This is a genomic window from Streptomyces sp. NPDC088157, from assembly GCF_044741545.1.
Lineage (GTDB): Bacteria > Actinomycetota > Actinomycetes > Streptomycetales > Streptomycetaceae > Streptomyces.
This window is the reverse complement of sequence record NZ_JBIUSU010000009.1, coordinates 420,861-446,467: the sequence shown is the minus strand read 5'-3', so window position 1 is coordinate 446,467 and position 25,607 is coordinate 420,861. Positions and strand designations below refer to the sequence as shown.

Genomic DNA, 25,607 nt, shown 5'->3' with positions numbered 1-25,607 from the left:
AAGGGAGCCTCCGCTCATGCCCGTCTCGCTCGACGGCCTCGTCCTCGCCCCCGTCGCCGACCAGGCGCCGGGCCAGGTCGGCACCCGCACCCGCTTCACGTACCACGAGCGCGGCGGCGAGATCTGGGCGGAGTACACGGGCGGTGACGTCGTACGCGGACATCTCGTGGGTACCCGGGAGGGAGACCGGCTCGACTTCCGGTACGTACAGCTCAAGCACGACGGGGCGACGTCCTCGGGGCACTGTGTGTCGACGGTCGTGGAGCTCGCGGACGGCCGGGTGCGGCTCGAGGAGACCTGGGCGTGGGAGTCGCAGGAGGGCAGCGGCACCAGCGTTGTGGAGCAGGTCACGGCGCACGACGGCTGACTGACAATTCGTCAGCCGCCTAAGGTGATCAGGTGAGCGAGCAGAGGCAGCAAGAAGGCGGCCCGGCCGGGCGGCGCGTGGTGGTCGTCGGCGCGGGCATGGCCGGGGTGCAGACCGCCGTCGCCCTGCGTGAACAGGGCTTCGACGGCACCGTGACCCTGATCGGCGCGGAGCCCCACCAGCCCTACGACCGGCCCCCGCTGTCCAAGGCCGTCCTGCTCGGCAACGCCGAGGGCTCCGCGTTCGACGTCGACTTCGAGGGCCTCGGCATCGAACTCGTACTCGGCCGCGAGGTCAGCGGCCTCCGCCCCGCCGACCACGAGCTGGACACCGAGGCCGGACCCGTCCCGTACGACGTCCTCGTCCTCGCCACCGGCGCCGAACCGATCCGGCTGCCCGGCGCCGAGGGCGTGCCCGGCGTGCACCTGCTGCGCACCCTGGACGACGCCGAACGGCTGCGGCCCGTTCTCGCCCGGCAGCACGACGTCGTGGTCGTCGGCGCGGGCTGGATCGGCGCCGAGTTCGCCACGGCCGCGCGGGAGGCCGGCTGCGAGGTCACCGTCGTCGAGGCCGCCGACCGGCCGCTGGCCGGGACCCTGCCCGCCGAGGTCGCCGCCCCGATGACCGCCTGGTACGCCGACCACGGCATCGCTCTGCGCGCCCACACGCGCGTGGAGCGCGTCGAGCCAGGCGCGGTCGTCCTCGACGACGGTTCGAGGCTGCCCGCCGGCGCCGTCGTGGTGGGCATCGGCGCCCGCCCCGCCACCGCCTGGCTGGCCGGCTCGGGCGTCACGCTCGGCGATCACCGCGAGGTCGTGGCCGACGCCCGTCTGCGGACCTCCGTGCCCGACGTGTACGCGGTCGGCGACTGCGCCTCCTTCCCGTCCGGGAGGTACGGCGAGCGGCTGCTCGTCCATCACTGGGACAACGCCCTCCAGGGTCCGCGCACGGTCGCGACGAACATCATCGGCGCGGCCACCGGCGAGCCGGCGGCCGTCTACGACCCCGTCCCGTACTTCTGGTCCGAGCAGTTCGACCGCTTCGTCCAGTACGCCGGGCACCACGCCGACGCCGACCGCGTCCTGTGGCGCGGCGACCCGTCGGGTCCGGCCTGGACGGTGTGCTGGCTGCGCGAGGACCGGCTGGTCGCCCTGCTGGCCGTGGGCCGGCCGCGCGACCTCGCCCAGGGCAGGCGGCTGATCGAGGCGGGCACACCCATGGACCCACGGCTCCTCGCGGACCCGGCGAGGCCGATGAAGGCGGCGACGGCCGCGGCCTGAGCCCCTGGTCGGACCGGCCCGGCTTCCGACTGTCAGCGGCAGATGGCAGGCTTGTTCCCGTGACCGAGATTGACGCAAAGACCGATGTGCTCGTCCCCGCCTGGCTCACCGTCCCCGACATCGCCGAAATGCTCGACGTCGACGTGATCCGCGTCCGGCAGCTGATCAAGGACGGCCAGCTCATCGCCGTGCGCCGTGGTGAGAACCGAGCGCTGCACATCCCCGCCGCCTTCATCGACGGGGACAAGGTGGTGAAGGGCCTGGCCGGGACCCTGACCCTGCTGCGGGACGACGGCTTCAAGGACGAAGAGATGCTCGAGTGGCTCTTCACCCCCGACCCGAGCCTGCCCGGCACGCCCGCGCAGGCCCTGAGTGAGAATCGCGGCACGGAGGTGAAGCGTCGCGCCCAGGCGCTCGCCGTCTGACCCACTCGTTCCGACCGACACCCGGCGTACGGGTGCGCCCGCTCCCGTACGCCGCCGCCCTGGGGGACTTCCGTATGCCCGACACCGCCCGCACCCGCCTGTCCGACGCCCTGCTGTACCTCTGCACGGACGCCCGGACCCGTCAGGGCGATCTTCCGGAGTTCCTGGACGCGGTCCTCGCGGGCGGTGTCGACATCGTCCAGCTGCGTGACAAGAACATCGAGGCGGCCGAGGAGCTGGAGCACCTCGAGGTGTTCGCCGACGCCTGCGCCCGGCACGGCAGGCTGCTCGCGGTCAACGACCGCGCGGACATCGCGCACGCGGCCGCCGCCGGGGTGCTCCACCTCGGGCAGGGCGACCTGCCGGTCCCCGCGGCCCGCGAGATCCTGGGCGAGGAGATCCTCATAGGCCGCTCCACGCACACGGAGGCGGAGGCGGAGGCCGCCGCCGTCCAGAAGGGTGTCGACTACTTCTGCACCGGCCCGTGCTGGCCCACCCCGACCAAGCCCGGCCGGCCCGCCCCCGGCCTCGACCTGGTCCGGCACACGGCCTCCCTCGGCGCCGACCGCCCCTGGTTCGCCATCGGCGGTATCGACCTCGGCAATCTGGACGAGGTGCTGGCGGCGGGCGCCCGCCGGGTCGTCGTCGTCCGGGCGATCACGGACGCGGACGACCCGGGCGCCGCGGCGGCGGAGTTCAGGAAGCGGCTGAGCGAGGTCTGACCCGGCCCCCGGCGGGCTCCGGCATGTGCCGCTGTCCAAGGGATGGACAAAAAGGCGACAAACCGGGCAAATGTCCCGCATCCGGTTGGGGGACCGCCTGCCCCTGACTAACCTGCGGGTATGGCCCTAGGAACCGCATCCACCAGGACGGACCGCGCGCGCACCGTGCGGGACATCCTGGCGACCGGCAAGACGACGTACTCGTTCGAGTTCTACGCGCCGAAGACGCCCAAGGGTGAGCGGAGCCTGTGGAACGCGCTGCGCAGGGTCGAGGCGGCCGCCCCCGACTTCGTCTCGGTGACGTACGGTGCCGGCGGCTCCACCAGGGCGACCACGGTCAAGGAGACCCAGCAGATCGTCGTCGACACCACCCTCACGCCGGTCGCGCACCTCACCGCCGTGGACCACTCCATCGCCGAGCTGCGCAACATCATCGGCCAGTACGCCGACGCCGGGATCCGCAACATGCTCGCCGTGCGCGGCGACCCGCCCGGCGACCCCATGGGCGCGTGGGTGGCACACCCCCGGGGCCTGACGTACGCCGCCGAACTCGTCCGGCTCATCAAGGAGTCGGGCGACTTCTGCGTGGGTGTCGCCGCCTTCCCCGAGATGCACCCGCGTTCCGAGGACTGGGACACCGACGTCGCGCACTTCGTCGACAAGTGCCGGGCCGGCGCGGACTACGCCATCACGCAGATGTTCTTCGAGCCCGAGTCGTACCTGCGCCTGCGCGACCGGGTCGGGGCGGCCGGCTGTGTGACTCCGGTCATTCCCGAGGTCCTGCCGGTGACGAGTGTGAAGATGCTGGAGAGCCTGCCCAAGCTCAGCAACGCCCACTTCCCGGCCGCCCTGAAAGAGCGGATCCTCACAGCCAAAGACGATCCGGCCGCTGTACGCTCCATTGGCATCGACTTCGCCACGGAGTTCTGCGCTCGGCTGCTGGCCGAGGGAGTGCCCGGACTGCACTTCATCACGCTCAACAACTCGACGGCGACGCTGGAAATCTACGAGAACCTGGGCCTGCACCACCCGCCGCAGGCCTAGACCGGTCGCACCGACATACGACACACTGCGTAGCGGCCACTGGGAGAGGGGCGTACATGGGCTGGACGGTCCTCTACATCGCGTTTGGATTCGTCGCGCTGTGGCTACTCGGCGAAGTTCTGCTTCAGTACAAGGCGCGGCTGCGCTGGCGATTGCTGGCCTTCGTCGGCTTCCTCGGCGTCGTCCTCGGCGTCCTGATCCCGTCGGTCGTCGTCATCGCGCTGGGCGCGGCCGCCTTCGCGGTCGGCCAGACCTACGTCACGCTGTCGTTCCGGCGCGGCTTCGCGGAGGGCTGGGCCTTCCGGCGTGGGGACGCCGACACGGACGGTGACGGCGGGGCCGTCAGCAAGCGCCGCCGCGGCAAGGCCGAGCGCAAGGACCCGACGCTCGAGGTCTCCGACCTGGAAGCGGGCGAGGCCGGGCTCGGCTCCGGCCCGCAGTACGGCGCCGACAACCCGCCGTTCGGCCAGGACAGGAACGCCTTCGGCGACACCGGCGCCTTCGGCGACGACGACTACGACCGCGACGACGTCTTCACGCCCGCGGCCCGCTCCACCGACCCCTCGGCCGCCGAGACCACGTCCGTCTACGAGCCGCAGCCCATGCCCGACGACACCGGCTCCTACGGCGTGTACAGCGACACCGCGTACGCCGCCGCGACCGGCCAGGCCCAGTCGCAGGGCCAGCCCCAGGACCAGTACGCGACGGCCGCCCAGGGCGCCGACCAGAACTACGGGTACGACAACACGTACGCCGGGTACCACCAGCAGCAGTACGGCTACGACGCCACCGGCGAGCAGCAGTACGCCGCCTACTCCGACCCGTACATCGGCACCCAGACCTACGGCGGCGGCTCCTACGACGCCGGTTACGGCCAGCAGCAGTACGGTCAGCAGGGCTACGGCCAGGAGCAGTACGGCACCGGTGGCTACGGGGAGACCCCGTCGGGCGGCGTGTGGGTTCCGCAGCAGCGCAACACCGACGACCCGCTCGGCGGCGAACTCCCGCCCGAGCAGCAGCAGTACCCGTACCAGGGTGACGGGCAGCAGCAGGGGCACGGTCAGGGCACCGGCTACGACGAGCAGTATCGGTTCTGACGGCCGCGTCCTCCCCGGGACGCCCCCTGCCGGCGGCGCCCGGGGCTCACTGTGAGCCGCGGAACTGCGGGCCCTCCACGATCAGTCCGGACACCAGCGCGCCCGACATGCCCGCGTGCGGCAGCCCACCGCCCGGGTGGGACCAGCCGCCTACGGTGAACAGGCCTTGCAGAGGTGTGGAGTTGGCGGGGTGCAGCAGTCGCCCCCCGGCCGCGGCCAGCGCCGGCGCCGGCACCGCCCCGCCCGTCGCACCGGTCTCCCGCGCGATGTCGGCAGGGGTGCGCACCTCACGCCACAGGACGCGGTCGCGCAGACCGGGGACGGCTCGCTCGGCGACGGCGACCAGCGTGTCCACGTGCTCGTCGCGTATCTCCGCCCCGGCGGGGACCACGGCACTGAGCGTGACCGCCTCGTGGCCGCCGTCCGGGACCAGCGCCGGATCGTCGGGACGCAGCACCGTCGTCGTCGGCCGCGCGGGCACCGACGGCGCCGTCCCGAAGAGGCTCTCCAACTCCCCGTCGCGGTCCTGCGTGTGCACCACCGTGCGGTGCGGGGCCTCCGTCGGCCGGGCGCCGCTCAGCGCGAGGAGTACCGTCAGCCGGCTCGGCAGGCCCGCCTGCGGGGCGACCTCGCCGTCCGCGCGGGCCGGCAGGCCGCCGGCGCTGCCGGGGGCGACCACGAAGTCCGCCTCCCGTACCGCGCCTTCGGCGAGTTCCACGCCCACCGCCCGGCCGTCCTTCTCCAGGATCCGGGTGACCTCGGCGCCGAAGACGAACTCCACCCGGCGGGCCAGGCAGCGCTCGTAGACCGCGCGGGCCAGCTCCCGCATCCCCCCGCGCACGTACCAGGTGCCGAAGGCGTGCTCCATGTACGCCAGGACGGCCGCGCTCGCCGGAGTGACCCGCGGGTCCAGGCCGTACGCGAGCGCGTGGCCCTCGACCAGTGCGGCGAGCCGCGGGTCACGCAGCTCCCAGGCGCCGACCTCGGCCACGGTGCCCGCCACGCGGGTGCGCAGCAGCCGCTTGTGCGGGACCGCCGGGTAGGGCTCACGGGCGGCCAGCACCGACCAGTCGGGCCACAGGGGCTCCTCCAGGAGCGGACGGCGGGTGCGGTCCCAGGCCTCGCGGGCCCGCACCAGGAAGTCGCCCCAGCGCTGTCCGGCCGGCGCCCCGAGCGCCTCGTCCAGTGCCGCGACGACCCCCGCGCGCGAGGCGTTCGGCAGCGACACCGCGGTGCCGTCCGCGAAGACGTGCCGCGCGGACGGGTCGACCTGGACCAGCTCGACGCGGTCCTCCAGCGGCTCCTTGCCGGTCTTGACGAAGAGGTCGCGGTAGACGGCGGGAAGGGGCAGCAGACCGGGCCCGGTGTCGAAGCCGAACCCGCCGCGATCGAAGCGGCGCACCGCTCCGCCGTACGTCTGCGTACGCTCGTACACCGTCACCCGGTGGCCCGCGACGGCCAGCCGGGCAGCCGCCGCCAGCGCGCCCATCCCGGCGCCGATCACCGCAATCCCTGCCATGCCCGCGACTTTATCGGCCGCCACCGACAGTCACGTGGTCAGCCCGGTGGCGGCGGCCACGGGTGCCGGCCGAGCCGGCGCTCCTCGCGCCGTTGCGCCCTGCGCCGCAGGAACCGGCGGATCCGGGAGACGAGGAAGAACAGGACCAGCAGCCCGGCCAGCAGCAGGACCGCCGCGATGACCGAGGCGGCCACCGGATGGAATATGGCGAACGTCACGATCCCGGCGACCCCGAGATCCTCGGCCAGGCTCACGGCCACGTTGCTGAACGGCTCGGGGGAGGTGTTGACCGCCATCCGGGTGCCGGCCTTGACGGCGTGGCTGGCCAGCGCCGTCGAGCCGCCGAGCAGGCCGGCCGCCACATCGGAGAGCGAACCGCTCTGCCCGGCGAGCAGCGCGCCGACCCAGGCCCCGGCCGCCGGCCGGACGACCGTGTGCACCGTGTCCCACGCCGAGTCCAGGTACGGGATCTTGTCGGCGACCGCCTCGCAGAGGAACAGGATGCCCGCGGCGACGAGCACCTCGGGGCGTTGCAGTGATTCGGGGACTTCGTCGCTCAGGCCGGTCGCGCCGAACACGCCGAGGAGCAGCACCACCGCGTAGGCGTTGATGCCGCTGGCCCAGCCGCTGGTGAACACGAGGGGGAGTACGGACACGGACGCGATCGTAACCAGTCGGCCGCTCGGCGTCCTGGGGATGAGCGCGCAGAGCTGAGTACGCGTACCTAGGGGGTGAGTTGAGTACGCGCACGGATGGGGCGGACCTGCGCGAACGGGAGAGTGGTGGCACGGAAGGGGGCGCGGCTCCGGCACCGGCGACACGGGGCGCCGGAACGGAGCGGCCCTCGATCCGCTCCTTCCGCCGGCAGGTTCGGCGGGAGTGAGACGCGGGGGGCACCCCGGGGGAACGACCGCACGGGGGAACAACGGGGGAGCACGAGGAAGCGCCGGTTCGAGGCGGCCCACGGGGGACGTGGCCACCGCGGACCGGCGCTTTCGTGTGCCCACTTGCGTGCGGTGCGGGTCGCCGTCGCACGCGCGCGTGCGAGCCGGCCGGTGACTACCGGCGGCCGCTCACCCGCCCCTGGAGCAGCCGCGACAGCGCCGAGTGGACGTCGTCCAGGGACCGCTCCGGCTGGAAGGCCTGCCAGTCCAGCGCGGCCACCAGCACCATGCCCACCAGCGCGGCGGCCGTCAGCTGCACATCGATCTCGTCGCTGAACTCGCCGTTCTCGACGCCCTCGCGCAGCACCCCCTCGACGACGGCCACCGCCTCCTGCCGCACCACCATGAGCGTGGACTGCCAGGCCCGGTTGGTGCGCCACAGCTCGGCCACGTAGAGCTGGGTGAAGGACGGGTAGCGGTCGATGAAGACGAGGCCCGCCCGGACCATCGCGTCCAGCGCGTCGACCCTGCTGCCGCCCTCCCGGGCCGTGCGCTCGGCCGCCTCCCGCAGCGAGGCGGTGAGGAGGCCCACGCCGTGTCTGAGCAACTCCTCGAAGAGGACCGACTTGCTGGCGAAGTTGTAGTAGACCGTGCCCTTCGCGACGCCGGCCCGTTCGGCGATCTCGTCCACTGTCGTCGCGGAGAAGCCCTGCTCGGCGATGAGCGTGACGGCTGCCTCGTAGAGCTTCTGCCGGGTGGCCTCGCGACGGGTGCGGCCGCCCGGGGTGGTGCTGCTTTCCATGGTCCTGATTGTCACAGGAAGCCCGCCCGCCGGACGCCGCATCCTCACAGGCTCAGCTCCGGGTGCAGCCGGTCCAGGGTCCATACCTGGCGGCGGCGGGCCGACAGGGCGGTCAGCGCGAGGGCCCCCACGGTGAAGGCGACGAGCACCACGCACGCGTGCCACACCGGTCCCAGGCCGCCGCCCGTGATGAGCCTGCGGAGCGCCTCGACGACGTAACTCATCGGCAGGAAGGGGTGGATGGCGTTGAAGAAGCCCGGGCTGGTCTGCACCGGGTAGGTGCCGCCCGCCGAAGTCAGCTGGAGCATCAGCAGGGCCAGGACGAGGATCCTGCCCGCTGCCCCGAAGCGCGCGTTGAGCCACTGCACGAGGGCCGCGAAGCACGCCGTCACCAGGAACAGGAAGCCCACCGTGCCGGCCGCCCGCGCCATCTCCAGGCCGATCGCCCAGTGCAGCACGGCCATCAGGGCCGTCGTCTGGAGCGCTCCGATCGCGACCACCGGCAGCCAGCCCGCCAGCGCGATCCGCCATGCCGGGGCGCCCGCGGCGAGCGCGCGCCGGTTCATCGGCGCGATCAGCATGTACGCCACCATCGCGCCCACCCACAGCGACAGCGGGATGAAGTACGGGGCGAAACCGGTGCCGTAGTTGGGCGCCTTGTGCAGGTCCTGGGAGGCGAGCTGCACGGGGTCGGCCATGACGGCGGTGCGCGCGTCGCGCTGCCGCGCGTCGTAGTCGGGGATCTGCCCGGCGCCGTCGTGCAGGCCGTCGGCCAGCTTTCCGGAGCCGTCGGAGAGCTTGAAGATGCCGCCGTTGAGGTCCTGGGCGCCCGTCTCGAGCTTGGTGACGCCCGCGTCCAGGTCGACCGACCCCGTCTTGGCCGTGCCGAGCCCGGTGTGCAGCTTCTTGGCGCCCTTGGCGACCTTCGAGGCGCCCGTGTTGAGCGCGTTGACCTTGGTCACGGCGTCGTCGAGGTCCTCGGAGAGGTGCGGGGCGCTGTCGGCGAGCGACTGTGCCTGCTTCTGCAGGGTGGCGAGGTTCGTGCGGAGCGTCTTGAGGTCACCGTCCTGGTCGGCGATGAGCGTGTTGAGGTCGTCGGCGACCTTCGCGACATCGGCGGCCGCGTCCTTCGCCTTCTTCAGGTCGGGGCACGCGGTGTCGGGCAGCACCGGCGTCCCACAGCGCGCCTCGTACACGGCGGCGAGCGTGTCCGAGGCCGTGTGGGCACCCTCGGCGGCGGTCGGCGCCACCTTCACCAGGGTCGCGAGGTTGTCGCGGATCACCTTGGCGGAGTCGGCCACCAACTGGGCGGTGTCCCCGATGGTCTTCTCGTTGTCCTTGACGAAGGGCCCCAGAGTGTCGGCGACCCCGTTGACCTTGTCGGCGAGCGTCTGGGTGCCGTCCGCGACCTTCTGCGACCCGTCCTCAAGGTCGTCGGCGCCCTTGTCGAGCTTCTTCAGGCCCTTCGCCAGCTTGCCGCTGCCGTCCTGGGCGTCGCTCAGCCCGTCGGCGAGGTCCTTGGACCCCTTCTCGGCCTTCCCGATACCGCCGGTGAGGTCGTCGGCCCCGTCGGCGGCCTTCGCGGTCGCGCCGTGGATGTCGGAGAAGGAGACGAAGATCTTGTCCAGGAAGGACCGCGAGGCCTTCGTGGACGCGGCCGTGCGCACCTCACTGAAGACCGTGCGCGAGATCTGCCCGACGATGTAGTTGTTCGCGTCGTTCGTGCGCACCTGGAGGGCGCTCGTCTCGGGGGAGTCGCCCGCGCTGGAGGCGATCCGGGTGCTGAAGTCCGTCGGCATGGTCAGCGACAGGTAGTACCTGCCGTCCTCCACGCCCGCGCGGGCCTCGGCGGCGCTCACCTCGCGCCAGTCGAAGACCTCGCTGTCGCGCAGGCCCTTGGTGATGTCGTCCCCGGCGCTGATCCTCTTCCCGTCGGCGGTGGCCCCTTTGTCCTCGTTCACGAGCGCCACGGGAATGCGGTCGAGGCGTCCGTACGGGTCCCAGAACGACCACAGGTACAGCGCTCCGTACAGGAGGGGCAGCAGCAGGAGCGCGACGAGAGCGGCCCGGGGAAGCCTGCCCCGGCCGAAGCGCCGCAACTCAAGCGCGGCCAGTCTCGGCGATCGCATCCGTCTTCTCCTCTTCCTGCTCGGCGCCGGTGGACTCGGGCCTGGTGGACTTGGGCTTGGGCTTGGCCTTGGAGGCCTTGGAGGGCCGGGTGGGGTCGGCGGTCGGGGCGGTCCCGGTGGACGGGGTCGACTCGGCGGTCGTGGTGGGCGTGGTGGCCTCGTCGGCCACTGCAGACCCGGTGGCTCCGGTTGGCTCTTCGGCCACGGCAGACCCGGTGGCTCCGGTTGGCTCTTCGGGCATCGCGGACCTGGTGGCTCCGGTGGCCGCGCCGGACGCCACGGCGGTCTCCTCGGCGGCCTCGGCGTGGGCTTCCCGAGGAGACCCGCCGGCGATCCGCCGGCCGGGCGGGGCGGCGTCCGGGCTCCGGTCGGGCAGGACGGCGTCCGAATTCCGGTCGGGCGGGGCGGCGTCCGAGCTCCGGTCGGGCAGGGCGGCGTCCGGGCCCGGGTCGGGCAGGACGGCCTCCGAGTCCGTGGAGACGGTGACGACGCCCTCGGGGGCCTCGCCGCACACGGCGAGGACCGTCGTCCCGGCCTCGGCGAGGGACCTGAGCAGCGCCCAGGCCTCTGCCCGCTCGGCGTCACTCAGCTTCAGGTCGACGTCGTCGACGCCGAGCAGGCCGGGGCGGCCGATGAGCGCCAGCGCCACGGACAGCCGCAGCGCTTCGAGCCGTTCCAGATCGCGGACGGCGGTCCGCGGTCCCTTGGGCAGAGCCTCCTGGTCGAGCCCGGCGGCGGAGAGGGCGGTGTCGATCCGCTGTCTCACCCCGGCCGCCCGCTCCGCACGCGGCCGCAGCAACTCCCGTACAGGGCCGCCGAACCGCCGCTCCAGCAGCGCCCGTTCACGCAGGTGCTCCCCGACGGTCAGGGCCGGGTCGAGGTCGGTCACACCGGCGACGTGCGCGAGCGCACCGACCCGCCGCACGGCCGCCAACTGCTTCGGCAGCCGTGCCCCGCCCACGGTCGCCGTCCCCTCGGTGGCCTTCATCCGCCCGGTGAGGGCGAGCAGCAGGCTGGTCCGCCCGGAGCCCGAGGGCCCCTTGATCGCGATCAGCGAGCCCGGCTCCGCGTCGACGCCGATGCCTCGGAACGCCCATCCGCGAGGGCCTCGGAGCCCGAAGCCGTCGGCGGTGACACCGACTCCGTCCACAGGTCCCCCTGGTTGACGACAATTTGAACTGACTGGTCAGTGCAAAAACTAGCCCGAACCTTCGATCGAAGCAAAAGCCCAGGTCGGAACGGATTGTCAGTGGCATACCGCACGATGGGCACATACGGCAGCCCGTATCGGACGTGCCGTCACACAGACGACAGGAGGTTCGTCATGGCCACTTACCACGCAGCCGCCGCAAACCGGCGCCGCGCCACCGGCCCTGCCCCCTCACTGAACGGCCCGGCGAGCGATGTGCACCCCGTGCTGCGCCGCACCACGGCCCCGCCCGCCGCCCTCGACCTGCTCGCCCAGGCCCGCGCCGGGCTGGACGAGGCGGCCGTCCTCGAAACCCCCAACGAGCGCTACGCGACGGCCCATCTCGCGGCCCTGCGCACCGCGGCTGCCGTGCTCGCCGCCCGAGGCCGCCCGGAACCCTCCACCCGCCGCCGGGCCCGCATCCGGAGCGCCTGGGAAGTGCTCCCCGAGATAGCGCCCGAACTCACCGAGTGGAGCGCGCTGTTCGCCTCCGGGGCCCGGCGTCGCGCCCGGGCCGAGGCGGGCATCCAGGGCGCGGCCACCCGCCGGGACGCCGACGACCTGATACGCGACGTGGCCATGTTCCTCCGCCTCGTCGAACGCATGCTGGTGCTCCAGCCGGTCCTGCCGCAGCCGCGTCAGGAGGCGGAAGACCCGGACGGCTCCGGCGCCGGACGCGACCTGCCGGACGCGGGCTGACATGCGCCGCCGCCGTGGCGCACCACCGTGACCGGCCGAGGCGTCGGAGGCAATAGGGTGGAAGACGCCTGAAGCCTTCCCTCCACCCGCCCGCTCCGCGGGCCGGGCCGGGGCCGGGAGGCAGCCCGTTCGCTCCGCCGCGCAAGAGGCGGTGCCGCGCCGAGGAGTCAACTGCCGTGTCGGACCCGATGCGCCCGCCCGTCTCCCCCCACCGCCCCGGAACGACGTCGCAACGCTCCGATTCCCCTCGACCCCGTGCCGCCGTACGTACCGCCGTGGTCTGGGAAGTCCTCCAGGACGCCCTCGACCGCCGGGTCAAGGCGACCGGGCGGGAGTCCCTCGACGTCCTCGACACCGGCGGCGGCAGCGGCAACTTCGCGGTGCCCGTCGCCCTCCTCGGGCACCGGGTCACCGTCGTCGACCCCAGTCCCAACGCGCTGTTCGCCCTGGAGCGCCGCACCGCCGAGGCCGGCGTCTCCGACCGCGTGAAGGGTGTCCAGGGCGACGCCCACGGACTTTTCGACGTGGTCGAGCGGGGCGGCTTCGACGCGGTCCTGTGCCACGGCGTCCTGGAGTATGTCGACGACCCGTCCGAGGGCGTCAGCAACGTGGTGGCCGCGCTGCGCCCCGGGGGCGTCCTCAGCCTGCTCGCGGCCGGCCTCGGCGGAGCCGTGCTCGCGCGCGCCCTCGCAGGCCACTTCAAGGAGGCCCGGCAGGCTCTCACCGATCCGGACGGACGCTGGGGCGCGGGCGACCCCGTGCCGCGCCGCTTCACCGCCGAGCAGCTCACCGCACTCGTCGAGGGCGCGGGCCTGCGGGTCGGGTCGGTGCACGGCGTGCGGGTCTTCGCCGATCTCGTCCCCGGCGTGCTCGTGGACACCGAGCCCGGCGCCCTGGAAGCCCTGCTGAAGCTCGAGGAGGCCGCCGCCGCGCTTCCCGCCTTCCACTCCGTGGCCACCCAGCTTCACGTGCTGGGGGAGACCCGGGGGGTGGACGGGACCTGAGGGTCTCCCGGGGCGGACCGCTGATCAGGGCCTTGGCCGCGCATGGAGTACGCCACAGGCCCCCCGTTCGAGCGCTGTGCGCCGTATGATCGAGGGAGACCGCCCGGCATGACGGGTCGGCCGCCGGGGAATGGAATCCTCAGCGAGTCGGGACGTCCATGACGGGCTCCGGTTGGCCAATTGGCGTAGAGGGGCGGGTTTCACGGGGGCGATTCCCTGCCTATCCTGAAGGGACCCCCCGGGTCGCCCCCCGGCGACTGCACGATGAGGAGGACTCCGTGCCGCTCTCGGAGCACGAGCAGCGCATGCTCGAGCAGATGGAGCGAGCGCTGTACGCCGAAGATCCCAAGTTCGCGTCGGCGCTCGAGGGAAGCGGGCTGCGTACGTACACCCGGCGGCGGGTCTACCAGGCGGTCGCAGGCTTCCTCGTGGGTATCGCGCTCCTCATGGCCGGTATGGTCGCCAAGCAGGTCTGGCTGAGCGTGGTGGGCTTCCTCGTCATGCTGGGATGCGCGGTTCTCGCGGTGACCGGCTGGCGCAAGGCTCCCAAGCCGGGCGAGCAACCCGCGGCAGGAGCCCCGGGCGCCCCGCACACCCGCGGTCAGGGTCGGCAGAAGCGCTCCATGATGGACCGGATCGAACAGCGCTGGCAGCGCCGCCGTGACGAGCAGGGCGGTCACTGACACCGCGGCAGCACCCACATACGAACGACGTCGAGGGGGGGGGCCCCCCCGGGGGGGGGCGGCCCCCCCCCCGGCCGGCCCCCCCCCCCCCCCCCCCCCCCCCCCCCACCCCCCCCGCGCCGCGGGGCCCCCCCCCCGGGGGGGGGGGCCCCCCCCCCTCGACGTCGTGCCGCCACAGTCCCGCGTCCCAGGGCCGAGCGGGCCGCCGCGTCGGCCGCCGCACCCGCCGGTGCGGGCGGCGCCTGCTCGGACCGTGCCTCGTTCCAAGACCGTGCTCGGTCCGTGCTCGGCCCATCCGTCGTCGTGCTTCGCCTGGACCGCCCTCGGCCCGTCCTTGTTTCGTGCATCGTCGGGCTCGGGCTCGGCTCGGCCCGTCCCAGGCCCTTCTCGGGCCCAGGACGGCTCGGTCCTCGCGGTCGGCTCAGCCGCTCTGCTGTGGGCCGGACGGGCGGCGCACGAGAGTGGCCAGACGGGCCGCCCAGGACGCCTTGCGGGCCGTCCAACGGTCGGACAGGTCCCAGACCGCGCGGATGGCCGAACGCGGCGCCACGACGGCACGCACGCGTGTCGTCCAGCTGACCCTCTCCCGCAAGGCCGCCCGCACCTTGCGGACGTCGTCGGCCAGTCCGGCCTCGGCCCTCGGCTCCGGGGCGAAGAGCACCTGTTCCACGGCGCCCGCGACCCGGTGCACCGAACGGCCCACCGTCTCGTCCAGCTCCCCGATCCGGACGATCCGCGCGGCCGCCCGCCGCGGGGTCAGCGCCTCGTCGGGCTCGATGCCGTAGTCCCAGGCCGTGTCGGTGAGCTCGCGCCACACCGCCAGCACGTGCCCCACGGCCGTCTCACCGGCCTCCTGCGGCGGTGCGTGCAGCAGCACTCCCGGACCGGTGTCGCCCGGCTGCCCGCCGACGGTCCCGTCCTTGCGCCGGCCCGGCGGTGCCCCGGCCGGCGAGGACGCGGAGTGCTGGGCGGACGCCAGCCGCACCGAACGCCGCCTCAGCCGCCACAGCATCGGCAGCAGCGGTACGGCGAGTGCCGCCCCGCCCAGCAGCGTCCATCCGGCGATCGCGTACCAGCGGGGACCGCCGCCGTCCTGCTGCGTCGGGTCCAGCGGCAGCGCCTGGGCGCAGCCCTCGAGCTTCTTGTCCTCGGCCGAGCAGCTGGTGCTCGCCGAGGGCGCGGCCGACGGCGCCGCGTCCGCCGAGCGGGAGGCCTGCGGCAGGTCGGGGACGGCCTCGCCCGGGGTGTCCGGCAACGTGTACGTGGGCGTCGAGCCCCGGGTCGGGGTCGGCTCGAAACGGGTCCAGCCGACGCCCTCGAAGTACAGCTCGGGCCAGGCGTGCGCGTCCTTCAGTCCGACCGCCACCGAACCGTCCGCCTGCGGCGTACCCGGCGCGAAGCCCACCGCGACCCGCGCCGGTATGCCCAGCGTGCGGGCCATCGCTGCCATCGCGAACGAGAAGTGGACGCAGAAGCCCTGCTTGTCCCGCAGGAAGCGGGCGATCGCATTGGAACCGCTGCCGACCTCGACCTCGGTGTCGTACTCGAAGCCGCCCGTCACCGCGAAGTAGTCCTGGAGCGCGACCGCCTTCTGGTAGTCACTCGTGGCGCCCTTGGTGATCTCCCGGGCCTGCTTCGCCACCACCGCCGGGAGGGAGTCCGGGACCTTGGTGTAGGTGCTCTTCACGGAGCCGGGCGCCTCGGGCGCCGAGGCCAGCTGCTCCGCGGTCGGCTGCACGTCGAGGCTCGTCACCTGGTACGTCTTGCCGCTGGTGTTCTGGCCGTGGTCGCCGACCAGCGTCATGCCGACCGGCTCGTACCGCCAGTTGCCCTTGATCTGAACGTCGCTGGGCGGGTACGGCATCGGCAGCCAGTCCTGCGCGTACCCGTCGGCGGCCGCGATCCGGGTCGTGATCTCCGCTCGCTTGACGTCCGGGCCCAGGCCGGTGGGCGAGGGGAACTCGTCCGGCACGGCGACGATGTGACGCTTCGCCGGTTTCCACGTCGTGCCGTCGAAGTCGTCGAGCGACACGATCCGCAGGTACATGTCCGAGATGTTGGCGGTGTTGGTACGCAGGGTGAGGACCGTGCGGTCCTCGTCCACGTTCAGGCTGTCGCGCAGCGAGACCAACGGGTTGACCGCGGAGATCGTGCCCCCGCTGCCGTTGCCCGCGCCCACGCCGGTTCCCGTCCCGCCCAGCAGACCGCCCTGTATGGCGGGCAGCGGCAGGAGCGGCACCACCAGGGCCACGCCCAGCGCGGCCATGCCGATGCGCCGGCCGGTGCGCACCGGGGCCACCGGACCGGGCTGCCCGCCCGGACTGCGCGGCCCCCCGCCGAAGACCCGGCCCCACTGCGAGAGCCGTTCCCGGCCTTCGGCGAGCAGCAGCATCAGATAGCCGGCCGCGGCGACCAGGAACCACAGCCAGTCGGTCGCCCCGTCGGACAGGCCCGCGGCGACCGAGTACAGCGCCAGGAGCGGCAGACCGGCCGGGGCCGCGTTGCGGTAGGTCACCGCGAGGGTGTCCACCGCCAGGCCGATCACCAGCACGCCGCCGATCACCATCAGCCGGATGCCGTCGGACAGCGGCGCCGGGATCGCGTACCGCCCCACGTCGTCGGCGCCCGTCTGGAGCAGATCACCGAAGTGACGGAAGGCCTCCGGGCCGGGAACCAGGCCCGCGAGGGCGTACTCCCGGGCGAAGAGCAGGGTCAGCAGCACCAGCGTGACCAGGGACTGGGCGGCCACGGTCAGCGGCCTGGCCAGCGGCACCCGCCGGGTCGCCGCCCCCACCCCGGACTGGATCGCCAGCAGGAACGCCGCCTGCAGGAGCCATGTCGCCGGGGTGACGAGAGGCAGCAGGGCGCACGAGGCCATCAGCGTCGCCGCCGCCGAGCACAGCGTCATTCGAGCCCGCCCGCTCATGACCTGCCCTCCCCGCCGCTCGTCCCGCTCCCCGTCATCACGCCCGCCCGCTCGCGGTCCGCCTGGCGCCACAGCTCGCTCAGCGAAGCGCCGCGCGGCACGCTCAGGGCCGTCCAGCCCGCTTCGCGCAGCATCCGCAGCCGCTCCTCCTGCCTGTTCATCGGATCGGGCGCGCCGTTCGGTTCACGCACCCAGCTGTCTCCGTCCAGCAGGAAGGCGACCGCGCCGCCACTGCGCTGGCGCATCTTGGCGGCCACCGCCGCCTGTTCCTCGTCGAGGTCGCCGAGGAAGGCCACCAGCAGCCCCTCGTTGCCGCCGCGCAGCACGTCGTACGACCTGGACAGGCCGGTGCCGTCGGAGTGGTCGACCACCGCCAGGGTGTCCATCATCAGTCCGGCCGCGTCCGCCGACTCCTGGCTCGGGCCGGCGAACCCGTCGGCGCCCTCGCCGGGCACCGAGTCGCCTGTGTCGGTGAGCAGCCGCACCGAGAAGCCCCGCTCCAGCATGTGGACCAGCACGGACGCGGCGCCCGAGACCGCCCACTCGAAGGCGGAGTCCGGGCCCGCGCCCTGGTAGGCCAGTCCCCGCGTGTCCAGCAGCACCGTGCAGCGGGAGCGCTGGGGCTGTTCCTCGCGGCGCACCATCAGCTCGCCGTAGCGGGCGGTCAGACGCCAGTGCACCCGGCGCAGGTCGTCGCCGTAGCGATAGCCGCGCGGGATCACGTCGTCCTCGCCGGCCAGCGCCAGTGAGCGCTGCCGTCCGTCGCCGTATCCCTTGGCCTCGCCGCTCAGGCGGACCGGGGGCAGCGGCTCCACGCGCGGGATCACCGTGAGGGTGTCGTAGGTGGAGAAGGCCCTGGTGAGTTCGCACATGCCGAACGGATCGCTCAGGCGCAACTGGAGCGGGCCCAGCGGGTAACGGCCGCGCAAATCGGAGCGGACCCGGTAGGACACCTCCCGGCGGCCGCCCGCCTCGACCCGGTCCAGGACGAAGCGGGGGCGCGGGCCGAGCACGTAGGGCACCCGGTCCTGGAGCATCAGCAGGCCGGTGGGCAGCCGCGAGACGTTGTCCATCCGCAGGTGGACACGGGCCTCGCTGCCGGCGGGCACGCGCGCGGGAGAGAGCCGGCGGCTGCCCGCGACCCGGTAGCGGGTGCGGTAGACGACGGCCGCGCAGATCATCGGCAACGCGGCCAGCAGCAGCCCGACCCGCAGCAGGTCGGGCTGCCCGAGCACATAGGCGCAGATGGCGGCCGCGATGCCGGCGGCCAGGAAGGAGCGGCCGCGGGTGGTCAGACCGGCCAGGGCCGTGCGGGCGGCGCTCCTGTCGGCCTTCTCGCCGTGGCCCGTCGACGGCTGCCCGGGCCCGCCGGCGGCCATCACAGCCTCCGCGGCTGCTGCCGGCCGTACGCCGGTGTGCCGTGGCCCAGTCCGTACCCGTGTTGCTGGGGGGTCGCGGGCACCGAGGTGCGCTGGATGATCTCCTCGACGACCTGCTCCGCCGTGCGGCGGTTCAGCTGCGCCTGCGCGGTGGGCAGCAGACGGTGGGCCAGGACGGCCACGGCGAGGTTCTGCACGTCGTCCGGCAGCGCGTAGTCCCGGCCGCTGAGGGCGGCGGTGGCCTTGGCGGCGCGCACCAGGTGCAGCGTCGCGCGCGGGGAGGCGCCGAGTCTGAGGTCGGGGTGGGTGCGCGTGGCCGAGACCAGGTCGACCGCGTAACGGCGGACCGAGTCGGCGACGTGGACACCGCGAACGGCGTCGATCAGCTTCACGATCTCGTGGGCGTGCGCGACCGGCTGGAGGTCGTCCAGGGGGCTGACCCCGCCGTGGACGTCGAGCATCTGGAGCTCGGCCTCCGGGCTCGGGTAGCCGATGGAGACCCGGGCCATGAAGCGGTCGCGCTGGGCCTCGGGCAGCGGGTAGGTGCCCTCCATCTCGACCGGGTTCTGCGTGGCCACCACCATGAACGGACTGGGCAGCTCGTACGTCGTCCCGTCGATGGTGACCTGGCGCTCCTCCAGTGACTCGAGGAGTGCCGACTGCGTCTTGGGCGAGGCGCGGTTGATCTCGTCGCCGATCACGATCTGCGAGAAGATCGCGCCCGGCTTGAACTCGAATTCCCGGCGCTGCTGGTCCCAGATGGACACCCCGGTGATGTCCGAGGGCAGCAGGTCGGGCGTGAACTGGATACGGCGGACCGAGCAGTCGATGGATTTCGCCAGCGCCTTGGCGAGCATCGTCTTGCCGACGCCCGGCACGTCCTCGATCAGCAGATGCCCCTCGGCGAGGAGCACGGTCAGCGAAAGCCGTACGACCTCGGGCTTGCCCTCGATCACTCCCTCCACCGAACTGCGGACACGCTCCACAGTGGCGGTCAGATCTGTGAGGCTCGCTCGCTCGTCATAGGTCGTCACCCGGCCCTCCTCGGCCCAAACTTTCTCCGGGCCGACGCACTGTGCGGCAAACCGGCCCACCCCGAATCACGGACGCCGTCCCCGAACTGCTCAGCGTGGCGTCACACTCGCATTCTTGCTGCCGTTACCGATTCGTGTCACTCGCCTGTGGACAACTGTCCGCGATATGTCGGTGTTCTGGCCATTTGGCCGCCCGAGGTGCGGAAATCAACAGCGAAACGACAGCGAACGACAGTGAACGACGGCGCCCGTGAACGGTCGCACAGGGCCCGGTGGGCGTTTACGCGGGGTCGATCACGCGGGGTCGATCTCGCGCAGCAGACCCGTCTTCACGTCGAACACGAACCCGCGCACGTCGTCGGCGTGCACCAGGAACGGAGAGGTGCGCACCCGCTGCATCGACTGCCGTACGTCCTGGTCGACGTCCCGGAATGCCTCCACCGCCCAGGCCGGACGCTGACCGACCTCCATCTCCAGCTCGGTGCGGAAGTCCTCGGTGATCGCCTCCAGGCCACAACCGGTGTGGTGGATGAGGACGATGCTGCGCGTGCCCAGCTTGCGCTGGCTGATGGTGAGCGAGCGGATCACGTCGTCGGTGACCACACCGCCGGCGTTGCGGATCGTGTGGCAGTCGCCGAGCTCGAGACCGAGCGCCGCGTGCAGGTCGAGACGGGCGTCCATGCAGGCCACGACCGCGACGCGCAGGACGGGACGGGCGTCCATGCCGGGGTCGGCGAAGGCGGCCGCGTACCGCTCGTTCGCCTCGACGAGGCGATCGGTGACGGTGCCGTCGATTATGGCGCCTTCGGGCCGTGCAGGAACCGATGCAGAAGTCGTCATGCCTATGACGGTACTGGTCACGCCCCTTCCGGTCCTGCTGTGAGAACGGAAAAAGAGCGCCATCACGTGCTCTTTGTGAGGTAAGCCACAGGGTGAGAGCGGGTGATCCGGCCGGGCCGCGCCGCGCAGGCCGGTTGATTGACCGCGAGACAGCGTGGACTAAAGTGACGCGAAGCGGGAGGCGACGATCTCCCTGCTGGACTGAACCCCGTGAGACCCCGGCCCGGCCGCCGAGATCTCCCCGCGGCGCCGGCAGGCCTTCCCTTCATCAGGGGCGGGGACCCGGCGGTGCGTACACCCGCCGGATCTGAGAGGGCCCCTTGAGTCACAGTCGACACGTCCCGGTGATGCTCCAGCGGTGCCTGGACCTGTTGGCCCCCGCCCTCCAGGGGCCGGGATCGGTGGTGGTCGACTGCACGCTCGGCCTCGGCGGCCACAGCGAGGCCCTGCTGACCCAGTTCCCCGAGGCCCGGCTCGTCGCCCTTGACCGGGACAAGGAGGCGCTGCGCCTGTCCGGTGAACGCCTCGCCCCGTTCGGCGAGCGCGCCACCCTCGTGCACGCGGTCTACGACGAACTCCCCGACGTACTGGACCGGCTCGGCCTCGCGCGCGTGCAGGGCGTCCTGTTCGACCTCGGCGTCTCCTCCATGCAACTCGACGAGGCCGACCGCGGCTTCGCCTACGCCCAGGACGCTCCGCTGGACATGCGGATGGACCAGACGACCGGCGTCAGCGCCGCCGAGGTCCTCAACACGTACCCGCCCGGCGAACTCGTGCGGATCCTGCGGGCGTACGGCGAGGAGAAGCAGGCCAAGCGGATCGTCTCCGCGGTCGTGCGCGAGCGGGACAAGGAGCCGTTCACCAACAGCGCGCGGCTCGTCGAGCTGATCCGCAACGCTCTGCCGCAGGCCGCCAAGCGCACCGGGGGCAACCCCGCCAAGCGCACCTTCCAGGCGCTGCGCATCGAGGTCAACGGCGAACTCTCCGTCCTGGAACGGGCGATCCCGGCCGCCGTGCAGACGATCGACGTGGGCGGACGGATCGCCGTCCTGTCGTACCACTCGCTCGAAGACCGGCTGGTCAAGCAGGTGTTCGCGGCCGGTGCCGCCAACACGGCGCCGGCCGGACTGCCGGTCGTCCCCGAGCGCTATCAGCCCCGGCTCAAGCTGCTCACCCGTGGTGCCGAACTTCCCACCGAGGAAGAGGTCGCCGAGAACCGGCGCGCCGCCCCGGCGCGCCTGCGCGGGGCCGAGCGAATCAGGGAGTCCATCGAATGACGGGCGTGCGCCGAGGGTCCGGAGACTCCGGCCCGGGGGAGGGCGAGTGAGCAGGAAACCCGAACTGAAGGGGAGGGCCGCCCGGCTCGCGCGGCTCTTCCCGTCCGGCCCGCGACAGGCGGCCCGCACCCCGTTCGTCCTCCTTGTCGTCCTGCTCCTGGGCGGCGGTCTCATCGGACTGCTCGTGCTGAACTCCGCGCTCAGCGAGGGCTCGTTCAGGATGGACGACCTCCAGAAGGACACCAAGAGCCTCACCGACGAGCAGCAGGGGCTCCAGCGGGACATCGACTCCTACTCCGCCCCCGACGCCCTCCAGCGCCGCGCGCGCGAACTCGGCATGGTCCCCGGCGGAGACCCGGCCTTCCTCAACCCCGACGGCACCGTGAAGGGTGTCCCCTACGCCGCCCAGCAGTCCCTGGAGGACGTCCCCGTCGCCGTCCGGCCGCCCGAGGCCGTCTCGCTCTCGCAGACGGTCGAGGCGCCGCCCTCGCCCACGACCGCCACGCCGAGCGCCCCCACCGGGCCGAGTGAGTCCCCGGCCCCGAGCGCCGCCCCGACCGAAGCCATCCCCGAGACCCCCGGCAGGTGACGGAAGTGTCCGACAGGGAACCGCCGCGCCGGCGCGTACCCGGCCCCGCCCGGCCCTCCCGCCCCGCGTCCGCCCAGCGGCGCCCGGGCCCCGGCGCCCGTCCCGCCCGCCGCCCCACCGCATCCGCTCCCCGCCCCGCCCCGCGCGGCCTCCGGCTCGGCAGCCCCCGCCCCCGCCTGCGGATGGTCGGACTCGCGCTGGCCCTGGTGCTGATCGCCTTCGTCGTCCGTCTCCTCCAGGTGCAGGCCGTCGACGCGAGCACCTACGCCGCCAAGGCCGAGCAGAACCGGTACGTCGGCCAGGTGCTGGCCGCCGAACGCGGCGAGATCACCGACCGCACCGGCGTGGCCTTCGCGACCAGCGTCGACGCCTACGACATCACCGCCGACCCCACGATGTTCACCCGCCGGCAGCTGAAGGTCGACGACGGCCCCGAGCAGGCGGCCGCCCTCCTCGCGCCGATCCTCGGCCAGGAGCAGTCCGCGCTCGTCAAGAAGCTGCGGCCCAAGGACGCGAGCCTGCGCTACGTCAAACTCGCCGGCCGGCAGACCCCGCAGGTCTGGAAGCAGATCAAGGACCTGCGGTCCGCCCTGTCCACCAAGGCCGAGTCCGACGACTCCACCGTCAACGTCCTCGCCGGCGTCTTCTCCGTGCCCAGCAGCAAGCGCGTGTACCCCAACGGGAACCTCGCCGCCGGGATACTGGGCTGGGTCAACGCCGACGGCAAGGGCGGCGGAGGTGTCGAGCAGCAGCTGAACTCGACCCTGACCGGCAAGGACGGCAAGATCCGCTACGCGCAGTCCGGTGGCCGCCAGGTGCCCACCGTGGGCTCCACCGAGACCCCGGCGGTGCCCGGCTCGGACGTCGAGCTGACGATCGACCGCGACATCCAGTGGGCCGCGCAGAACGCCATCACCGAGCAGGTGAGGGAGTCCCGGGCGGACCGCGGCTACGTCATCGTCCAGGACAACCGCACCGGCGAGATCCTCGCCATGGCCAACTCGCCCGGCTTCGACCCCAACGACCTCTCGCAGGCCAACTCCGCGGACATGGGCAACGCCTCCGTCCAGGACGCCTACGAGCCCGGCTCCACGGCCAAGGTCATGTCGATGGCCGCCGTGCTGGAGGAGAACGCCGCCACCCCGCTGACGCATGTCACCGTGCCCAACCGGCTGCACCGCGGCGACCGGCTCTTCCAGGACGACATCGACCACCCCACCTGGTACCTCACGCTCAACGGCGTGCTCGCCAAGTCCAGCAACATCGGCACCATCCTGGCCACCGGCCAGCTCGGCAAGACGCAGGCCCAGGCCAACCAGGTGCTCTACTCGTATCTGCGCAAGTTCGGCATCGGCAGCCTCACCGGACTCGGTTTCCCCGGCGAGACGAGGGGCATCCTGGCCCAGCCCGGCAAGTGGTCGACCTCGCAGCAGTACACGATCCCGTTCGGCCAGGGCATGTCGCTCAACGCGCTCCAGGCGGCCTCCGTGTACTCGACGATCGCCAACGGCGGGGTCCGCGTCGAACCCACTCTGGTGCGCGGCACCACAGGACCGGACGGACGCTTCACCCCCGCCGAGGCTCCCGCGAAGACCCGGGTCGTCAGCCAGAAGACGGCGAAGACCCTCGCCCAGATGCTGGAGTCGGTCGTGGACGACCGGGAGGGGACGGGCGCCAAGGCGCGTATCCCCGGCTACCGCGTCGCGGGCAAGACCGGTACCGCCAACCGCGTGGACCCGGCCACCGGCACCTACAAGGGCTACACCTCGTCGTTCGCCGGGTTCGCGCCCGCCGACAACCCCCGGGTCACCGTGTACTGCGCCATCCAGAACGCCACCGAGGGCAGCTACTTCGGCGGCCAGATCTGCGGTCCCGTCTTCAAGCAGGTCATGGAGTTCGCCCTGAAGACCCTCCAGGTCCCGCCGACCGGCGCGAAGGCCGCGAACCTCCCGGTCGGCTTCACTCCCTGACCGTCCCGCCCCCGCCCGCCCCCGACCCCGACCCGTCACTGTTCAGCGCCGAACAAGCCAGGAACCAGCCCGTGACCATGATCACTCCCGACCCCGGGAACCACGCACCGAGCACGACGTCGCCTGCGTCCCCGCCCTCGCTTCGCTCGCAGGCGGGTGCGCCCGGTACGCTCACCGCCGTGCCACACGCTGATCAGTCCCAAAACACCCAGAAGGGCGCTTCCGTGACATATCCGGGACCGCCGCGACCGGCCCGAGTCTCCGCCACACCCCTCGCGGAACTCGCCGATCAGCTGGGTGCCGAGCAGCCGGGGAGCGCCGCCGTCGAGGTCACGGGCATCACCCATGACTCGCGCGCGGTCCGCCCCGGCGACCTGTACGCCGCCCTTCCGGGCGCCCGCCTGCACGGTGCCGACTTCGTCACCCAGGCCGCGGGCCTGGGCGCCGTCGCCGTCCTGACCGACCCCGCCGGCGCCGAACGCGCCGCCGCGACCGGCCTGCCGGTCCTGGTGGCCGACGACCCGCGCGGACGGATGGGCGAACTGGCCGCCACGGTCTACGGGCACCCCGGCCGCGGCCTGCTCCAGATCGGCATCACCGGCACCTCCGGCAAGACCACCACGGCCTACCTCGTCGAGGGCGGCCTGAGGCCGGTCAGGTCCACCGGGCTCATCGGCACCGTCGAGACGCGCATCGGCGACGAGCGCATCAAGTCCGAGCGCACCACCCCCGAAGCCACCGACCTCCAGGCGCTCTTCGCCGTCATGCGCGAGCGCGGTGTCGAGGCGGTCGCCATGGAGGTTTCCAGCCATGCCCTGGTCCTGGGCCGGGTCGACGGCTGCGTCTTCGACATCGCCGTCTTCAACAACCTCAGCCCGGAGCACATGGAGTTCCACTCCGGCATGGAGGACTACTTCCAGGCCAAGGCGCAGCTGTTCACCCGGAAACGCAGCAAACTGGGCGTGGTGAACTACGACGACGAGTACGGCCGTCGGCTGATCCAGGAGGCGGAGGTCCCGGTCGTCACGTTCTCCGCCGAGGGCCACCCGGACGCCGACTGGCGCGCGGTCGACGTCGAGATCGGTCCGATGGACTCGACGTTCACCGTCGAGGGCCCGGACGGGGTGCGGGTCGCCGCCAGGTCGCCGCTGCCGGGCTCCTTCAACGTGGCGAACACCCTCGCCGCGATCGTCTCCCTCGCCGCCGCCGGCATCGACCCGCGGGCCGCCGCCGACGGCGTCGCCGCGGTGCCGGGAGTGCCGGGCCGGCTGGAGCGCGTGGACACCGGGCAGCCCTACCTCGCCGTGGTCGACTACGCCCACAAGACGGACGCCGTCGAGTCGGTCCTCAGGGCGTTGCGCAAGGTCACCAAGGGCCGGCTGCACGTCGTCCTCGGCTGCGGCGGAGACCGGGACCGCACCAAGCGCGCCCCGATGGGCGCCGCCGTCGCCCGGTTCGCCGACACCGCCGTACTGACCTCCGACAACCCCCGCTCCGAGGATCCCCTCGCGATCCTCGCGACCATGCTCGAGGGCGCGGCTTCCGTGCCCGCGCACGAGCGCGGCGAGGTCCTGCTGTTCGAGGACCGGGCCGCCGCGATCGCCGCGGTCGTCGCCCGCGCGCACGCCGGGGACACCGTGCTGGTCGCGGGCAAGGGCCATGAGCAGGGCCAGGACATCGCCGGGGTGGTCCGTCCGTTCGACGACCGCCAGGTGCTTCGCGAAGCTATCCAGCAGACCCAGGGATGA

At 72.8% G+C, this 25,607-nt stretch carries 21 protein-coding genes and 1 pseudogene; 13 read left to right on the top strand and 9 right to left on the bottom strand.

Annotated features, from left to right (window positions below; translation table 11 throughout):
• Nucleotides 1–16 precede the first annotated feature (16 nt).
• The 6 genes from ACIPFH_RS34010 (at nucleotide 17) to ACIPFH_RS33985 (ending at nucleotide 4,935) form a co-directional block, all read left to right on the top strand.
• Nucleotides 17–367, top strand: a complete 351-nt coding sequence (locus tag ACIPFH_RS34010; RefSeq protein ID WP_401832619.1) for a hypothetical protein — start codon at nucleotides 17–19, stop codon at nucleotides 365–367.
• A gap of 32 nt (nucleotides 368–399) precedes the next feature.
• Nucleotides 400–1,647, top strand: a complete 1,248-nt coding sequence (locus tag ACIPFH_RS34005; RefSeq protein ID WP_401832616.1) for an NAD(P)/FAD-dependent oxidoreductase — start codon at nucleotides 400–402, stop codon at nucleotides 1,645–1,647.
• 59 nt (nucleotides 1,648–1,706) lie between these two features.
• Nucleotides 1,707–2,072, top strand: a complete 366-nt coding sequence (locus ACIPFH_RS34000; protein ID WP_401832613.1) for an Rv2175c family DNA-binding protein — start codon at nucleotides 1,707–1,709, stop codon at nucleotides 2,070–2,072.
• Between the two features lie 74 nt (nucleotides 2,073–2,146).
• Nucleotides 2,147–2,794 carry a thiamine phosphate synthase gene (thiE, locus tag ACIPFH_RS33995; RefSeq protein ID WP_401832612.1) on the top strand — a complete coding sequence of 216 codons (648 nt, stop codon included), beginning with the start codon at nucleotides 2,147–2,149 and terminating at the stop codon, nucleotides 2,792–2,794.
• 120 nt (nucleotides 2,795–2,914) lie between these two features.
• On the top strand, nucleotides 2,915–3,838 hold the full coding sequence (metF, locus tag ACIPFH_RS33990) for a methylenetetrahydrofolate reductase [NAD(P)H] (protein ID WP_356258134.1): 924 nt from the start codon (nucleotides 2,915–2,917) through the stop codon (nucleotides 3,836–3,838).
• Between the two features lie 56 nt (nucleotides 3,839–3,894).
• Complete coding sequence (locus tag ACIPFH_RS33985; protein ID WP_401832609.1) at nucleotides 3,895–4,935, top strand: hypothetical protein; 1,041 nt, start codon at nucleotides 3,895–3,897, stop codon at nucleotides 4,933–4,935.
• Nucleotides 4,936–4,981: 46 nt separating this feature from the next.
• On the opposite strand, the gene ACIPFH_RS33980 is transcribed toward ACIPFH_RS33985, so the two are convergent.
• From ACIPFH_RS33980 to ACIPFH_RS33960, 5 genes and pseudogenes are all read right to left on the bottom strand, one after another.
• The gene (locus ACIPFH_RS33980; protein WP_401832607.1) at nucleotides 4,982–6,454 is read right to left on the bottom strand and encodes a phytoene desaturase family protein; all 1,473 of its coding nucleotides are present in this window, start codon (nucleotides 6,452–6,454) and stop codon (nucleotides 4,982–4,984) included.
• Nucleotides 6,455–6,492: 38 nt separating this feature from the next.
• Complete coding sequence (locus ACIPFH_RS33975) at nucleotides 6,493–7,110, bottom strand: DUF4126 domain-containing protein (RefSeq protein ID WP_401832605.1); 618 nt, start codon at nucleotides 7,108–7,110, stop codon at nucleotides 6,493–6,495.
• A 403-nt stretch (nucleotides 7,111–7,513) separates the two neighbouring features.
• The gene (locus tag ACIPFH_RS33970; RefSeq protein ID WP_401832602.1) at nucleotides 7,514–8,140 is read right to left on the bottom strand and encodes a TetR/AcrR family transcriptional regulator; all 627 of its coding nucleotides are present in this window, start codon (nucleotides 8,138–8,140) and stop codon (nucleotides 7,514–7,516) included.
• Between the two features lie 44 nt (nucleotides 8,141–8,184).
• Nucleotides 8,185–10,269, bottom strand: coding sequence for a YhgE/Pip family protein (locus ACIPFH_RS33965; RefSeq protein WP_401832600.1), 2,085 nt, complete (start codon nucleotides 10,267–10,269; stop codon nucleotides 8,185–8,187).
• Between the two features lie 471 nt (nucleotides 10,270–10,740).
• Nucleotides 10,741–11,419, bottom strand: a pseudogene (locus tag ACIPFH_RS33960) (ATP-binding cassette domain-containing protein); the annotation flags it as partial.
• 174 nt (nucleotides 11,420–11,593) lie between these two features.
• Between ACIPFH_RS33960 and ACIPFH_RS33955 the strand changes: the two are divergent.
• The 3 genes from ACIPFH_RS33955 (at nucleotide 11,594) to ACIPFH_RS33945 (ending at nucleotide 13,844) form a co-directional block, all read left to right on the top strand.
• Entirely contained in the window at nucleotides 11,594–12,157 is a 564-nt protein-coding gene (locus ACIPFH_RS33955; protein WP_401832598.1) for an SAV_6107 family HEPN domain-containing protein, read from the top strand.
• Between the two features lie 176 nt (nucleotides 12,158–12,333).
• Entirely contained in the window at nucleotides 12,334–13,161 is an 828-nt protein-coding gene (locus ACIPFH_RS33950) for a methyltransferase (RefSeq protein ID WP_401832596.1), read from the top strand.
• Between the two features lie 278 nt (nucleotides 13,162–13,439).
• A complete protein-coding gene (locus ACIPFH_RS33945) occupies nucleotides 13,440–13,844 on the top strand; it encodes a DUF3040 domain-containing protein (protein ID WP_356258112.1) in 405 nt (134 codons plus the stop codon).
• Nucleotides 13,845–14,265: 421 nt separating this feature from the next.
• On the opposite strand, the gene ACIPFH_RS33940 is transcribed toward ACIPFH_RS33945, so the two are convergent.
• The 4 genes from ACIPFH_RS33940 to ACIPFH_RS33925 form a co-directional block, all read right to left on the bottom strand.
• Nucleotides 14,266–16,770 (bottom strand): DUF3488 and DUF4129 domain-containing transglutaminase family protein, encoded by a 2,505-nt coding sequence (locus ACIPFH_RS33940; RefSeq protein WP_401832593.1) that lies wholly within the window; start codon nucleotides 16,768–16,770, stop codon nucleotides 14,266–14,268.
• A complete protein-coding gene (locus tag ACIPFH_RS33935; protein WP_401832590.1) occupies nucleotides 16,767–18,149 on the bottom strand; it encodes a DUF58 domain-containing protein in 1,383 nt (460 codons plus the stop codon). The genes ACIPFH_RS33940 and ACIPFH_RS33935 overlap by 4 nt, the downstream gene beginning before the upstream one ends.
• On the bottom strand, nucleotides 18,149–19,183 hold the full coding sequence (locus ACIPFH_RS33930) for a MoxR family ATPase (RefSeq protein WP_356251284.1): 1,035 nt from the start codon (nucleotides 19,181–19,183) through the stop codon (nucleotides 18,149–18,151). Before ACIPFH_RS33930 ends, ACIPFH_RS33935 begins: the two co-directional genes overlap by 1 nt.
• A gap of 294 nt (nucleotides 19,184–19,477) precedes the next feature.
• Complete coding sequence (locus ACIPFH_RS33925) at nucleotides 19,478–20,086, bottom strand: beta-class carbonic anhydrase (RefSeq protein WP_401832587.1); 609 nt, start codon at nucleotides 20,084–20,086, stop codon at nucleotides 19,478–19,480.
• Between the two features lie 257 nt (nucleotides 20,087–20,343).
• Between ACIPFH_RS33925 and rsmH the strand changes: the two genes are divergently transcribed.
• From rsmH to ACIPFH_RS33905, 4 genes are all read left to right on the top strand, one after another.
• Entirely contained in the window at nucleotides 20,344–21,300 is a 957-nt protein-coding gene (gene rsmH / locus ACIPFH_RS33920) for a 16S rRNA (cytosine(1402)-N(4))-methyltransferase RsmH (protein WP_401832585.1), read from the top strand.
• A gap of 46 nt (nucleotides 21,301–21,346) precedes the next feature.
• Nucleotides 21,347–21,889 (top strand): septum formation initiator family protein, encoded by a 543-nt coding sequence (locus ACIPFH_RS33915; protein WP_401832582.1) that lies wholly within the window; start codon nucleotides 21,347–21,349, stop codon nucleotides 21,887–21,889.
• A 5-nt stretch (nucleotides 21,890–21,894) separates the two neighbouring features.
• The gene (locus tag ACIPFH_RS33910) at nucleotides 21,895–23,859 is read left to right on the top strand and encodes a penicillin-binding transpeptidase domain-containing protein (RefSeq protein WP_401832579.1); all 1,965 of its coding nucleotides are present in this window, start codon (nucleotides 21,895–21,897) and stop codon (nucleotides 23,857–23,859) included.
• Between the two features lie 71 nt (nucleotides 23,860–23,930).
• On the top strand, nucleotides 23,931–25,607 hold the full coding sequence (locus ACIPFH_RS33905) for a UDP-N-acetylmuramoyl-L-alanyl-D-glutamate--2,6-diaminopimelate ligase (RefSeq protein WP_401832577.1): 1,677 nt from the start codon (nucleotides 23,931–23,933) through the stop codon (nucleotides 25,605–25,607).

Coding starts and splice junctions, on each gene's coding strand:
- ACIPFH_RS34010 (WP_401832619.1), top strand. CDS start 17: ATGCCCGTCTCGCTCGACGGCCTCGTCCTCGCCCCCGTCGCCGACCAG.
- thiE (WP_401832612.1), top strand. CDS start 2,147: ATGCCCGACACCGCCCGCACCCGCCTGTCCGACGCCCTGCTGTACCTC.
- metF (WP_356258134.1), top strand. CDS start 2,915: ATGGCCCTAGGAACCGCATCCACCAGGACGGACCGCGCGCGCACCGTG.
- ACIPFH_RS33985 (WP_401832609.1), top strand. CDS start 3,895: ATGGGCTGGACGGTCCTCTACATCGCGTTTGGATTCGTCGCGCTGTGG.
- ACIPFH_RS33980 (WP_401832607.1), bottom strand. CDS start 6,454: ATGGCAGGGATTGCGGTGATCGGCGCCGGGATGGGCGCGCTGGCGGCG.
- ACIPFH_RS33970 (WP_401832602.1), bottom strand. CDS start 8,140: ATGGAAAGCAGCACCACCCCGGGCGGCCGCACCCGTCGCGAGGCCACC.
- ACIPFH_RS33965 (WP_401832600.1), bottom strand. CDS start 10,269: ATGCGATCGCCGAGACTGGCCGCGCTTGAGTTGCGGCGCTTCGGCCGG.
- ACIPFH_RS33955 (WP_401832598.1), top strand. CDS start 11,594: ATGGCCACTTACCACGCAGCCGCCGCAAACCGGCGCCGCGCCACCGGC.
- ACIPFH_RS33940 (WP_401832593.1), bottom strand. CDS start 16,770: ATGAGCGGGCGGGCTCGAATGACGCTGTGCTCGGCGGCGGCGACGCTG.
- ACIPFH_RS33935 (WP_401832590.1), bottom strand. CDS start 18,149: ATGGCCGCCGGCGGGCCCGGGCAGCCGTCGACGGGCCACGGCGAGAAG.
- ACIPFH_RS33925 (WP_401832587.1), bottom strand. CDS start 20,086: ATGGCGCTCTTTTTCCGTTCTCACAGCAGGACCGGAAGGGGCGTGACC.